This is a genomic window from Micromonospora haikouensis (assembly GCF_900091595.1).
In the GTDB taxonomy this organism is placed as follows: Bacteria; Actinomycetota; Actinomycetes; order Mycobacteriales; family Micromonosporaceae; genus Micromonospora; species Micromonospora haikouensis.
The window spans coordinates 124,829-137,326 of the sequence record NZ_FMCW01000002.1; the positions used below are offsets into that span (position 1 = coordinate 124,829).

Genomic DNA, 12,498 nt, shown 5'->3' on the forward strand with positions numbered 1-12,498 from the left:
GGCCGGGGCGGGTTCCGAGGGGCGCTCACCCCGGAGCGCGTCGTGTCGACCGAAAGGGCAACCATCGTGAAGGCTGACTTCACTCGATGGCTCCCGGCCATCGCGAAGACCACGAACCGCAGGACCGTCCTGACCATCAGCGGCGTCGCCGTCCTCGGCGGCCTGGCGTTCGGCCCCACGGCCGTCGCCGCCCCCGTCACCACCGGCCCGCACGCGGGCGCCGTCGCCGCCATCGACCTGGCCACCGGCAAGACCCGGGAGGGTGCCACCGCCGAGTCCGCGCTGACCACCGGCGCGGGCGCCGGCACGTCCACCCCGTCGACGGGCAAGCCGAGCCGCGACGAGCTGATCCCGCACGGCGTCGAGGGCGCGCAGTCGCGCATCCCGCTCGACGACGCGCAGGTGGCCAACGCCAGGGCCATCGTCGAGGCCGCCAAGGAGAGCGGCGTCGGCGAACGCGGCGCGGTGATCGGCGTGGCCACCTCGCTGCAGGAGTCGAAGCTGTACAACCTCGGCCACCTCGGCGCGTACAACGACCACGACTCGCAGGGCCTGTTCCAGCAGCGCCCGTCGTCCGGTTGGGGCTCGCCCGACGAGATCACCGACCCCGAGTACGCGTCGAAGGCGTTCTTCGGGGCGCTGAAGAACGTCGGCGGCTGGCGGGAGCTGCCGCTGACCGCCGCGGCGCAGACGGTGCAGGTGTCGGCGTACCCGTACGCGTACGCCCAGTGGGAGGAGCAGGCCGCCGACATCGTCGCGCAGCTGTGGTGACGTGACGACACCCGAACGCCCCCGTGCCGTATCGGCACGGGGGCGTTCGCCTCCCCGGGTGCGGCCCGGCGCGGCCGTCGGGGTTCACTTCCTGCATGGACGAGCCGATCTGGGATGCGGTGCGGGCGGCGCGCGGGTGGCTCGACGCCGCCAACGGCGCCGGGGACGCGGAGTTGACCTGCCGGATCCTCAAGCTGACCGAGGAGGCGGGTGAGGCCGCCGGGGCGTGGATCGGCGTGCTCGGGCAGAACCCCCGCAAGGGGGTCACCCACAGCCGCGACGACGTGGCCGCCGAGCTGGCCGACGCGGCGTTCACGGCGCTGGTGGCCATCGAGAGCCTCGGCGGCGACGCGCGGGCCGCGCTGCTGGCGTGCGCCGAGAAGGTCCGCTCCCGGCAGCGGTGAGCAGCGGTGAGCACCGCCCCCGGCGGCGGAAAAAGATCCGCTGAGGGTCGCGGCGCGGCGGGCGCTGGCCTATGTTCAGAACGTCAGCTTCTGTCGCCGGGGAGGGGGTGCGCGCCGATGGGCCTGCGGACGTTCCTCGCGGGCTGGCCCGTCTACCGGCAGCTCACCGGCACCGACCCGCTCGGCCGGGGCGCGGCGGCCCAGTCGGCCCGCTCGGCGGCGTTGACGGCCCGCACCGAGACCGCCGACAGCGTGGCCCGCTCGGTCTGCCCCTACTGCGCCGTCGGCTGCGGTCAGCGGGTCTTCGTCACCGACGGCCGGGTCACCCAGATTGAGGGCGACCCGGACAGCCCGATCTCCCGGGGCCGGCTGTGCCCGAAGGGCTCGGCCAGCAAGAGCCTGGTCACCAGCCCGCTGCGGCAGACGACGGTGCGCTACCGCCGGCCGTACGCGACCGAGTGGGAGGACCTGGACCTCGACACCGCGCTCGACATGATCGCCGACCGGATCCTCGCCGCCCGCGAGGACACCTGGGAGGACGTCGACGACGCGGGCCGGCCGTTGCACCGCACGCTGGGCATCTCCAGCCTCGGCGGGGCGACGCTGGACAACGAGGAGAACTACCTCATCAAGAAGCTGTTCACGGCGATGGGGGCGCTCCAGATCGAGAACCAGGCCCGCATTTGACACTCCGCCACCGTCCCCGGTCTGGGGACCAGCTTCGGTCGCGGCGGCGCGACGGACTTCCAACAGGACCTGGTCAACGCTGACGTCATCGTCATCCAGGGCTCCAACATGGCCGAGGCCCACCCGGTGGGTTTCCAGTGGGTGATGGAGGCCAAGCGGCGCGGCGCGAAGGTCTTCCACGTCGACCCCCGCTTCACCCGCACCAGCGCGGTCGCCGACTCCTACCTGCCGATCCGGGCGGGCACCGACATCGCGCTGCTCGGCGGCGTGGTGCGCCACATCCTGGAGAACGAGCTGGACTTCCGGGAGTACGTGCTGGCGTACACGAACGCGGCGACGATCGTCAGCGACCAGTTCGCCGACACCGAGGACCTCGACGGCCTGTTCTCCGGCTACCGCCCCGACACCGGCTCGTACGACACGTCGAGCTGGCAGTACGCCGGCCACGAGGGTCACGCCGAGATCACCGGCACCGGCAAGGAACGCGACAGCGCGGCCGGGCTGCGCCACGAGTCGCACGGCATGCCGGTGCCCGCGCCGGCCCAGCGGGACGAGACGCTGCAGCACCCGCGCTGCGTCTACCAGATCCTGCGGCGGCACTTCGCCCGCTACACCCCGGAGATGGTGGAACGGGTCTGCGGCATCCCGCAGGACAAGTTCCTGGAGCTGGCCGACGCGTGGGCGGCCAACTCGGGCCGGGAACGCACCGGCGCCCTGGTCTACTCGGTGGGCTGGACGCAGCACAGCGTCGGTGTGCAGTACATCCGCACCGGCGCGATCATCCAGACCCTGCTGGGCAACATGGGCCGCCCCGGCGGGGGCATCCTGGCGCTGCGCGGGCACGCCAGCATCCAGGGCTCCACCGACATCCCCACGCTCTACAACCTGCTGCCCGGTTACCTGCCGATGCCGCACCACGCCGACCACGAGACGTTCGACGACTGGGTCGACAGCATCCGCCACCCCGGCCAGAAGGGCTTCTGGGGCGACTCCCGGGCGTACGCGGCGAGCCTGCTCAAGGCGTACTGGGGGGACGCGGCGACGCCGGAGAACGACTTCTGCTATGACCACCTGCCCCGGATGACCGGCGACCACGGCACCTACCAGCAGGTCCTCAACATGATCGACGGGAAGATCCGGGGCTACTTCCTGCTCGGCCAGAACCCGGCGGTCGGCTCCGCGCACGGCCGCGCCCAGCGCCTCGGCATGGCCAACCTCGACTGGCTGGTCGTGCGCGACCTGTTCCTCATCGAGAGCGCCACGTTCTGGAAGAACAGCCCCGAGGTGGCCACCGGGGAGATCGTGCCGGAGCAGTGCCGCACCGAGGTGTTCTTCCTGCCGGCGGCCTCCCACGTGGAGAAGGAGGGCACGTTCACCCAGACCCAGCGGCTGTTGCAGTGGCGGGAGAAGGCCGTCGACCCGCCGGGCGACGCCCGCTCGGAGCTGTGGTTCTTCTACCACCTCGGCCGGCGGCTGCGGGAGAGGCTGGCCGGGTCGCCGCATCCGCGCGACCGGGCGCTGCTCGACCTGACCTGGGACTACCCGACGCACGGCCCGCACGCGGAGCCGAGCGCCGAGGCGGTGCTGCGGGAGATCAACGGGTACGAGGTGGCCACCGGCCGCCCGCTGTCGGCGTTCACGCAGGCCCGCGACGACGGGTCCACCGCGATCGGCTGCTGGATCTACACCGGCGTCTACGCCGACGGCGTCAACCAGGCGGCCCGCCGCCGCTCCCGCCACGAGCAGGACTGGGTGGCCGCGCAGTGGGGCTGGGCGTGGCCGGCGAACCGACGCACCCTCTACAACCGGGCCTCCGCGGACCCGCAGGGCCGCCCGTGGAGCGAACGCAAGAAGTACGTGTGGTGGGACCCGGACGCGGGGGAGTGGACCGGCTACGACGTGCCGGACTTCGAGAAGACGAAGCCGCCGACGTACCGGCCGCCGGAGGGGGCCTCCGGGGTGGCGGCCATCGCCGGCGACGACGCGTTCGTCATGCAGGGCGACGGCAAGGCCTGGCTGTACGCGCCCAGCGGCGTGCTCGACGGCCCGCTGCCGGCGCACTACGAGCCGGCCGAGTCCCCGATGCGCAACCCCCTGTACGGGCAGCAGGCCAACCCGACCCGCAAGGTCTACGAGCATCCGGTCAACTCGGTCAACCCGAGCCCGCCGGAGGCGCACAGCGCCGTCTTCCCGTACGTGTTCACGGTCAGCCGGCTCACCGAGCACCACACGGCCGGCGGGATGAGCCGCACGGTGCGTCCGCTGGCCGAGTTGCAGCCGGAGATGTTCGTGGAGGTGTCCCCGGAGCTGGCCGCCGAGGCGGGACTGACGCACCTGGGCTGGGCGCACCTGGTCAGCGGCCGGGCGGCGATCGAGGCGAAGGTGCTGGTCACCGACCGGCTCACCCCGCTGCGGGTCGACGGCCGGATCATCCACCAGCTGTGGCTGCCGTACCATTTCGGCACGGAGGGGCTGGTCACCGGCGACTCGGCCAACGACCTGTTCGGCATCACCCTGGACCCGAACGTGCTGATCCAGGAGAGCAAGGTCGGCACCTGCGACGTGCGGCCCGGCCGCCGGCCCACCGGGCCGGCCCTGCTCGACCTGGTCGCCGACTACCGGCGGCGGGCCGGGATCACCCCGCAGCGCCGCGTCCCGATCGTGACCACCGACGCGGCCGGCGGCGGCGACGCGGCCGGCAGCACCGACGAACGCTCGCCGCAGGCGTCGGCCGACGAGCATGACGGGGGCGGGGATGCCTGACGCGAACAGCCTCTACGGGCCGCTGGACCCGGCCCCGGACGCCGGCTGGACCGACGCCCAGCCCCGGATGGGTTTCTTCACCGACACCAGCGTCTGCATCGGCTGCAAGGCGTGCGAGGTCGCCTGCAAGGAGTGGAACGACGTGCCCGGCTCCGGGCTGGACCTGCTCGGCATGTCCTACGACAACACCGGCGCGCTGACGGCGAACTCGTGGCGGCACGTGGCGTTCGTGGAGCAGCCCCGCCCCGCCGCCCCGGCCGCCGACGCGCCGGGCAGCAGCGTCGCCGGCCCCCAGTTCCTCGGCATGCCCGGCGCGCGGCCGCCCGGCCGCGGCACCGGCGCGGAGACCCGCTCCGACTTCCGCTGGCTGATGATGTCGGACGTGTGCAAGCACTGCACCCACGCCGCCTGCCTCGACGTGTGCCCCACCGGGTCGCTGTTCCGCACCGAGTTCGGCACGGTCGTGGTGCAGGAGGACATCTGCAACGGCTGCGGCTACTGCATCCCCGCCTGCCCGTACGGGGTGATCGACCAACGCAAGGGCGACGGCCGGGCCTGGAAGTGCACCCTGTGCTACGACCGGCTCGGCGCGGGCGGCACGCCGGCCTGCGCGCAGGCGTGCCCCACCGAGTCCATCCAGTACGGCCCCCTCGACGAGCTGCGGGAACGGGCCGCGCACCGGGTCGCCACCCTGCACGAGCGCGGCGTGCCGCAGGCCCGGCTCTACGGCCACGACCCCACCGACGGCGTCGGTGGCGACGGCGCGTTCTTCCTGCTGCTCGACGACCCCGAGGTGTACGGGCTGCCGCCCGACCCGGTGGTCACCACCCGGGACCTGCCCCGGATGTGGAAACGGGCCGGGCTGGCCGCCCTGGCCATGGCGGCGGCGGCCGTCGCCGCGTTCGTCGGAGGGTCCTCGTGAGCGCACCGCACCGGCCGGTCGGTGACCGGTTCCGCCGCTACCGCAGCGGACGCGGCGGCGGGGAACAGCTGACCGTCCCGCCGGCCGAGTTCACCTCCTACTACGGCCGCCCGATCCTGAAGCCGCCGGTGTGGAAGTGGGACATCGCGGCATACCTGTTCACCGGCGGGTTGGCCGCCGGGTCGTCGCTGCTGGCCGCCGGTGGGCAGCTCACCGGCCGGCCGGCGTTGCGCCGCGCCGGCCGGGTCACCTCGCTGGCGGCGGTCACCGCCAGCGCGTACTTCCTCGTCAACGACCTGGGCCGGCCGGCCCGCTTCCACCACATGCTGCGGGTGGCGAAGCCGACCTCCCCGATGTCGGTGGGCACCTGGATCCTCACCGTCTTCGGCCCGGCCGCCGGGGTCGCCGCCGTCGCCGAGGCCGCGCCGTGGCTGCCCGAGCGGGGCGTGCTCGGCGTGGGGCGACGGCTGCTGCCCGCCGCCGGGCGGGCCGCCGGGCTGGTCGCCGCCGCCACCGCGCCGGCCCTGGCCACGTACACGGGGGTGCTGCTCGCCGGCACGGCCGTGCCGTCGTGGCACGAGGCGTACCCGGAACTGCCGACCATCTTCGCAGGCAGCGCCCTGGCCAGCGGCGCCGGCGTGGGCCTGCTCGCCGCGCCCTGCGCCCAGGCCGGCCCGGCCCGGCGGATGGCCGTGGCCGGCGCGGCCCTGGAGCTGTGGGGCGCGCACCGGGTGGAGACCCGCCTGGGCCTGCTCAGCGAGCCATACCGCACCGGCGTGCCCGGCCGGCTGCTGCGCGCCGGCCGGACGCTGACCGCCGCCGGGGTCCTCGGCGCGTTGGTCGGTCGCCGCAGCCGGCTGCTGTCCGGCCTCTCCGGCGCGGCGCTGCTCGCCGCGTCGGTCGCCACCCGGTTCGGCATCTTCCACGGCGGTGTCGCCTCCGCCCGCGACCCGAAGTACACGGTGGTGCCGCAGCGCGCACGCGTCGACCGTCGCGCCGCCGGGAGCTGACGCCCTCCCCGCACGCCGGGCGGGGTGCTGTGGTCAAATGGCCGGTGGAGGCGTTCAGGCGGCTGGTGCCCCTCCCGGTCTTCAAAACCGGTGTGGTCCGGGACCCGGGCCAGGCGGGTTCGATTCCCGTCCGTCTCCGCCAGGCAACCCGTGGGAAGGACGCGATGCGCGACGCCGATCCCCGACGGCGGGTCCCGCGCACCGACGTCCTGCTCGCCGACCCCCGGCTGGCCGCCGCCGTCGGCCGGCTGGGCCGCGACCGGGTCAAGGCCGCGATCGTCGCCGCGCAGGCCCGCGCCCGCGCCGGCGAGATCACCCCCGATCGGGTACGCGACGCCGCCCTCGCCGCGCTGCCCGCCGCGACGCCGACGGCGGTGCTCAACGCCACCGGCGTCGTCCTGCACACCAACCTGGGCCGGGCCCCGCTGTCGGCCGCCGCCGTGGCCGCCGTGGCCGCCGCCGCCGGGCACACCGACGTGGAGCTGGACCTGGCCACCGGCCGGCGGGCCCGGCGGGGCCGCGACGCCCTCGCCGCGCTCGCCGCCGCCGTGCCCGACGCGGGCGGCGTGCACGTGGTCAACAACGGCGCGGCGGCCCTCGTCCTGGCCGCCACCGCCCTCGCGGCCGGGCGGGAGATCGTGGTCAGCCGCGGCGAGCTGGTGGAGATCGGCGACGGGTTCCGCCTGCCCGACCTGCTGGCCAGCACCGGCGCGCGGCTGCGGGAGGTCGGCACCACCAACCGCACCAGCCTCGCCGACTACGCCGACGCGCTCGGCCCCGACACCGGGTTCGTGTTGAAGGTGCACCCGTCGAACTTCGTGGTCACCGGCTTCACCAGCGCCGTCGGCGTCGACCGGCTGGCCACCCTCGGCGTGCCGGTCGTCGCCGACATCGGCTCCGGGCTGCTCGCCGCCGACCCGCTGCTGCCCGCCGAGCCCGACGCGGCGCGCACCCTGCGCGCCGGCGCGCACCTGGTCACCGCCAGCGGCGACAAGCTCCTCGGCGGCCCACAGGCCGGGCTGCTGCTCGGCGACGCCGACCTGGTCGACCGGCTGCGCCGCCACCCCCTGGCCCGCGCCCTGCGGGTCGACAAGCTGACCCTCGCCGCGCTGGCGGCCACCCTGCACGGCCCCGACACCCCCACCCGGGCGGCCCTGCACGCCGACCCGGCCGCCCTGCGGCGGCGCACCGAGCGCCTGCGCGATCGGCTGGCCGCCGACGGCTGCAAGGCCGAGGTGGTGCCCACGGCCGCCGTGGTCGGCGGCGGCGGCGCGCCCGGCGTCGAGCTGGACTCGTGGGCCCTCGCCCTGCCCGAGCGGTACGCCGGGCCGCTGCGCCTCGGCGACCCGCCGGTGCTCGGCCGGGTCGCCCGGGGCCGACTGCTGCTGGACCTGCGCTGCGTCCCCGCCGCCGCCGACGACGCGCTGCGCGCCGCCGTGCTGGCCGTGCCGGCGGAGGACTGACGTGCCGGCGGAAGCCGACCTGCGGGCGGTGGACTGACGTGCGGGTGGTGGGCTGACGTGCGGGTGGTGGCCACCGCCGGGCACGTCGACCACGGCAAGTCCACCCTGGTGCGGGCGCTGACCGGGATGGAACCGGACCGGTGGGCCGAGGAACGCCGCCGGGGCATGACCATCGACCTCGGCTTCGCCTGGACCACGCTGCCCTCCGGCGGCACGGTCGCGTTCGTCGACGTGCCCGGCCACGAGCGGTTCGTGCCGAACATGCTCGCCGGGATCGGCCCCGCGCCCGCCGCGCTGTTCGTCGTCGCCGCCGACGAGGGCTGGATGCCCCAGTCCGCCGAGCACCTGGCCGCGCTGCACGCGCTCGGCGTGGCGTACGGGCTGCTGGTGGTGACCCGCGCGGACCTGGCCGACCCGGGGCCGGCGCGGGCCCGGGCCCGCGCGGAGCTCGCCGCCACCTCGCTGGGCCACGTGGAGGCCGTCGCGGTCAGCGCCGTCACCGGGGCCGGCCTGCCCGATCTGCGGGCGGCCCTGGACCGCCTGGCGGCCCGGCTGCCCGACCCGCCGGCCGACGCGCCGGTGCGGCTGTGGGTGGACCGGTCGTTCACGATCACCGGCTCCGGCACGGTGGTCACCGGCACCCTCGGCGGCGGCCGGCTGGCCGTCGGCGACCACCTGGAGCTGGCGGGCACCGGCGAGCAGGTGCGGGTGCGGGGCCTGCACCGCCTCGGCGTCGCCCGCGACCGGGTCGACGCGGTGGCCCGGGTCGCGGTGAACCTGCGCAACGTGCCCCGCGACCGGCTGGGCCGCGGCGAGGCGCTGCTCACCCCCGGCCGGTTCGGCCGCACCGACCTGCTCGACGTGCGCGTCACCGGGGAACCGGCGGCCGACCTGCCGGCCACCCTCACCCTGCACGTCGGCTCCGCCGCCGTGCCCGCCCGGGTGCGCCCCCTCGGCGTCGACACCGTCCGGCTGCGGCTGTCCCGGCCGCTGCCGCTGCTCGTCGGCGACCGGGCGCTGCTGCGCGACCCCGGCCGGCGCCTGATCGCCGGCGGGGTCACCGTGCTGGACGTGGCCCCACCGCCCCTGACCCGGCGCGGGGCCGCCGCCGCCCGCGCCCGGGTCCTCGCCGACCTCGACGGCCGCCCCGACCTGGCCGGGGAGCTGCGCCGCCGCGCCCTGGCCCAGGTCGGGGAGCTGACCCGGATGGGGGTGCCCGTCACCGCCGCCCCCGTCGCCGGGGACTGGCTGGCCGACCCCGAGCACTGGCGGTCCCTGGCCGCCCGGCTGACCGCCGAGACCACCCGGTACGCCGCCGCGCACCCCCTGGAGGCGGGCGTCCCCGTCGACGTGCTGCGCCACCGCCTCGGCCTGCCCGACCGGGCCCTGGTCGAGGCCCTCGTCCGCCCGCCGCTGCGGGTGGCCGGCGGGCGGGTCACCGCGTCGGCCGGCGACGCGTTGCCCGAGCCGGTGGCCCGCGCGGTGGCCCGTGTCCGCGCCGAGTACGCCGACCGGCCGTTCCAGGCCCCGGAGGCGCACCGCCTCACCGAGTGGGGGCTCGGGCCCCGGGAACTCGGGGCGGCGGTGCGGGCCGGGGCGCTGCTGCGGCTGGCCGACACGGTGGTGCTGCTGCCCGGCGCCGTGGACGCCGCCGCCCGGGTCCTCGCCGGGCTGCCGCAGCCGTTCACGCTCAGCGCCGCCCGGCAGGCCCTGGACACCACCCGCCGGGTGGCGGTGCCGCTGCTGGAGCTGCTGGACCGCCGGGGCGTCACCCGTCGCCTGCCCGACGACGCCCGCAGCGTCGTGTCCCCGCCGCCCTGACCGGCCGGGGTGCTTTGTTGCGCGGTGCTGCGATCGTGGCGTGGTGACCGATTCGGCTCCCGCCTCCGCCAGCGGGGGCCGGTGGGGCCGGGTGTTCCTCCTGACGATGGCGCTGGGCTGGTCGGTCTGGGCGGTGCGCCTGGTGGGGCCGCGCCCCGCGAGTCCGACGTCGGGCAACTGGGGCGGGACGTGGCCGCCGGCCGGGTCGTCACCGTCGAGCGCGGCGACGGCTGGCAGCGCCCGGGTGCCTTCTGGGGCACGACGCCGAACCTGCGGGCCGGCCCGCGGGGCCCGACGCTCGCCTGGAGCCTGCCCGACGGCCGAATCCGCTACGCCGACGTGGGGGTGCCGCTGGGCGACCCGGAACCCACGCCGGACGGGACGGACGGCCGCCTGGCCCGCGTCGCGGAGGCCTGGCCGAGCACCTCCGCGCCCGCGCACCGGATCGCCGCCGCCGCGGAGGTGCTCGCCGCCGCTGTGACGCTGGGCTGGCTGGCGATGCTCGTCGTCGGTCCCGACCCGGTCGTCGGCACCCGCTGGTTCTGGTTCTGGCTGGGCTCGCTGCCGTTCGGGCTGGGCGTGCTCGCCTGGCTGCACCGGGAACGGTGGCGCCCGTCGCAACGGCACGGGTCTGCTCCGCCGGCTGCGGCCCGCCGGTCCGGGTGGGCCGGCCTGGGGTGGAGCCTGCTGGCCACGGTGGGGCTCACCCTCGCGGTGGTGGCCCTGCGCGGGCTGCTCGGCGGCGCGCTCGTCCCCGGCTGACCGGGCGGGTTTCGCAGGCGCGGCCCCGGCGGGCAACGGGTGGCCTAGCGTGGCGGTCATGGACCCTTCGGCGGTCTGGCGGGACAAGAGCCACCGGTGGCGGATCGAGGCGTACCGGGCACCGGACCTGCGCTTCGCCATCGTCGCCACGAACGGCCCCACCGAGTCGGCCCCGCTGTGGCTGTTCGGGATGGCCGCCCTGGCCCGCTGGCTGATGACCCACGCGATCTCCCTCGACGACCTGGAGACCGACTGACCGGCACCACCCCGGTCGGGTGAAAAGCGGCTTTCGCCCGCTTATGCGCGAATGGGGCTCCGTACCGTGCGGGGGGTGAAGGACCGGGGACTGCGGACGGTCGTGGCGGTGCTCGCCGGCCTCGCGGTCATCTACTTCGGCAGCAGGGGCCGCAGCGACGACGACGGCGGCGGCGTGTCCGGCGGGGTGGTGATCCTCGCCGTGCTGGCCGCCGCCCTGGCCTGGCACCTGACCAAGCCGAGCGACACCGCGGCCAAGTGACCCCACCGCGCCCCGGCTGCGGTCTCAGCGGGCGGCGGCCCGCCTGACCTCCCGCGCGGAGTCCTCGTCGAGGGCCACCCGGACCAGCGCCGAGGCGAGCCGCCCGAAGTCCGCCCCGTCGACCAGCCCGCCGAGCCCACGCGGGTCGGCCGGCAACCCCAGCAGCCCGGCGCCGGCCAGGGCCCGCCGGTCGGCGTACGGGCGCACGTCCGGCCAGACCGACTGCGCCTCGCGCAGGAAGATGTCCGCACCGGTCGGCCCGATCCCGGGGAACTCGGTGAGCAGCCGCCGCAGCGCCGCCGGTGACCCGCCGGCCTCCCGGTGCAGGCGGCGCAGGTCGCCGTGCCAGCGGTCCAGGCACAGCCGCGCGCCGGTGCCGAGCATGGTGGCGGTCCGCTCGTCGTAGCGGCGGTAGTGCCCGCGGCCCAGCGCGTCGACGCGGGCCTGCCAGCTCGCCGCCTCCATCGCCTGCGGCGTGCGGTAGCCGCAGGCGAACAGCTCCCGGGCCGCCGCCACCGCCACGCCCGCCCGGATCCGGGTGCTCAACAGCGTGGCCAGCACCAGCAGCTGGTAGAGCGGGCCGGGCCGGTCGGCGAGCCGGATGCCGGCCTCCTGCGCGTACGTGCGGCCCTGCTGCTCCAGCAGCGCCCGGGCGGTCCTGCGATCGTCTGCCACGCCTTCGGGATACCCACGCCGCAGCAGCCCACCCGTGCGGGCGCGTGGCGTGTGCACGTGGTTAGGAAGGGCCCCTTGTACAACAGAATGCGTTAACAAGGGGCCCTTCCTTGCGCCGCATGCGGGGTGCCGTGGCGGGTAGACGCGACGTGGCGCGGCCCACGCCGCGCCGTCCACCCGGAAGGGAGAATCCCGTGACGAACCCGCAGCAGCCGGAACTGCGCCGCAACGCGCGCAACGACGCGGTGCAGGACGCCAAGGGCCCCGGCGCGTCCGGCCATCCCCGCCACGGCGGCGCGTCGCCCGGCGACCGGGGCCGCACCGTCCCACGGGGTCAGGTGTCGCCGTACGGGCCGGCGGCGGCGCAGGTCGCCGACGACGACAGCGACGACTAGCCCCAATGCCGGGTAGTTAAGGTTCCGGGCTGGTTGTCAAGACCGGCCCGGCGAGGATGTTGAGACTGATGGTGGCCTGGTAGGTGCGTCGGTCGATGTTCGGGCCGCGGGCGTTGTATTTGGAGATGGCGCGTTTGACGGTGCGGGCGTTGACGCGTAGCCGACGTTCGGGCAGTAGTTGGTCCAGGACGAGGCGGCCGATTCTGCCGATCAGGTCGGTGACGGTGCCGGCGATGACACCGGCGGCGTGGATGACCTGGTCACGGGCCGCGTGGAGCGCGATGGTGAAGCTGGCCCGGTCCGGGTCT

12 protein-coding genes, 1 tRNA gene and 1 pseudogene are annotated in these 12,498 nt (G+C 75.9%); 12 read left to right on the forward strand and 2 right to left on the reverse strand.

Going from position 1 to position 12,498, the window contains the following annotated elements:
• Positions 1 to 66: 66 nt before the first annotated feature.
• The 11 genes from GA0070558_RS02275 (at position 67) to GA0070558_RS02325 (ending at position 11,120) form a co-directional block, all read left to right on the forward strand.
• A complete protein-coding gene (locus tag GA0070558_RS02275; RefSeq protein ID WP_091275025.1) occupies positions 67 to 771 on the forward strand; it encodes a hypothetical protein in 705 nt (234 codons plus the stop codon).
• Between the two features lie 95 nt (positions 772 to 866).
• Positions 867 to 1,175: a MazG-like family protein gene (locus GA0070558_RS02280; protein WP_091275027.1), complete on the forward strand. Its 309-nt coding sequence runs from the start codon at positions 867 to 869 to the stop codon at positions 1,173 to 1,175.
• Positions 1,176 to 1,292: 117 nt separating this feature from the next.
• Positions 1,293 to 4,625, forward strand: coding sequence for a formate dehydrogenase (fdh, locus tag GA0070558_RS02290; RefSeq protein ID WP_256091714.1), 3,333 nt, complete (start codon positions 1,293 to 1,295; stop codon positions 4,623 to 4,625).
• A complete protein-coding gene (locus GA0070558_RS02295) occupies positions 4,618 to 5,547 on the forward strand; it encodes a 4Fe-4S dicluster domain-containing protein (RefSeq protein ID WP_091275032.1) in 930 nt (309 codons plus the stop codon). The genes fdh and GA0070558_RS02295 overlap by 8 nt, the downstream gene beginning before the upstream one ends.
• Entirely contained in the window at positions 5,544 to 6,557 is a 1,014-nt protein-coding gene (gene nrfD / locus GA0070558_RS02300) for an NrfD/PsrC family molybdoenzyme membrane anchor subunit (RefSeq protein WP_256091715.1), read from the forward strand. Before GA0070558_RS02295 ends, nrfD begins: the two co-directional genes overlap by 4 nt.
• A gap of 46 nt (positions 6,558 to 6,603) precedes the next feature.
• A tRNA-Sec gene (locus GA0070558_RS33235) sits at positions 6,604 to 6,699 on the forward strand.
• Between the two features lie 22 nt (positions 6,700 to 6,721).
• Positions 6,722 to 8,020 carry an L-seryl-tRNA(Sec) selenium transferase gene (selA, locus tag GA0070558_RS02305; RefSeq protein WP_091275036.1) on the forward strand — a complete coding sequence of 433 codons (1,299 nt, stop codon included), beginning with the start codon at positions 6,722 to 6,724 and terminating at the stop codon, positions 8,018 to 8,020.
• A 57-nt stretch (positions 8,021 to 8,077) separates the two neighbouring features.
• Positions 8,078 to 9,841, forward strand: a complete 1,764-nt coding sequence (selB, locus tag GA0070558_RS02310; protein WP_091275038.1) for a selenocysteine-specific translation elongation factor — start codon at positions 8,078 to 8,080, stop codon at positions 9,839 to 9,841.
• A 189-nt stretch (positions 9,842 to 10,030) separates the two neighbouring features.
• Positions 10,031 to 10,603, forward strand: coding sequence for a hypothetical protein (locus GA0070558_RS02315; protein WP_091275042.1), 573 nt, complete (start codon positions 10,031 to 10,033; stop codon positions 10,601 to 10,603).
• 58 nt (positions 10,604 to 10,661) lie between these two features.
• Positions 10,662 to 10,859, forward strand: a complete 198-nt coding sequence (locus tag GA0070558_RS02320; RefSeq protein WP_077940301.1) for a hypothetical protein — start codon at positions 10,662 to 10,664, stop codon at positions 10,857 to 10,859.
• 75 nt (positions 10,860 to 10,934) lie between these two features.
• Positions 10,935 to 11,120 (forward strand): hypothetical protein, encoded by a 186-nt coding sequence (locus GA0070558_RS02325; protein ID WP_091275582.1) that lies wholly within the window; start codon positions 10,935 to 10,937, stop codon positions 11,118 to 11,120.
• A gap of 24 nt (positions 11,121 to 11,144) precedes the next feature.
• Here the strand turns inward: GA0070558_RS02325 and GA0070558_RS02330 are convergent, their stop codons facing one another.
• Positions 11,145 to 11,795: a hypothetical protein gene (locus GA0070558_RS02330; protein ID WP_077940303.1), complete on the reverse strand. Its 651-nt coding sequence runs from the start codon at positions 11,793 to 11,795 to the stop codon at positions 11,145 to 11,147.
• Between the two features lie 194 nt (positions 11,796 to 11,989).
• Between GA0070558_RS02330 and GA0070558_RS02335 the strand changes: the two genes are divergently transcribed.
• Complete coding sequence (locus GA0070558_RS02335) at positions 11,990 to 12,190, forward strand: hypothetical protein (RefSeq protein ID WP_091275045.1); 201 nt, start codon at positions 11,990 to 11,992, stop codon at positions 12,188 to 12,190.
• A 16-nt stretch (positions 12,191 to 12,206) separates the two neighbouring features.
• On the opposite strand, the pseudogene GA0070558_RS33240 reads toward GA0070558_RS02335, so the two are convergent.
• Positions 12,207 to 12,498, reverse strand: a pseudogene (locus GA0070558_RS33240) (hypothetical protein); the annotation flags it as partial.

Coding starts and splice junctions, on each gene's coding strand:
- GA0070558_RS02280 (WP_091275027.1), top strand. CDS start 867: ATGGACGAGCCGATCTGGGATGCGGTGCGGGCGGCGCGCGGGTGGCTC.
- GA0070558_RS02295 (WP_091275032.1), top strand. CDS start 4,618: ATGCCTGACGCGAACAGCCTCTACGGGCCGCTGGACCCGGCCCCGGAC.
- selA (WP_091275036.1), top strand. CDS start 6,722: ATGCGCGACGCCGATCCCCGACGGCGGGTCCCGCGCACCGACGTCCTG.
- GA0070558_RS02320 (WP_077940301.1), top strand. CDS start 10,662: ATGGACCCTTCGGCGGTCTGGCGGGACAAGAGCCACCGGTGGCGGATC.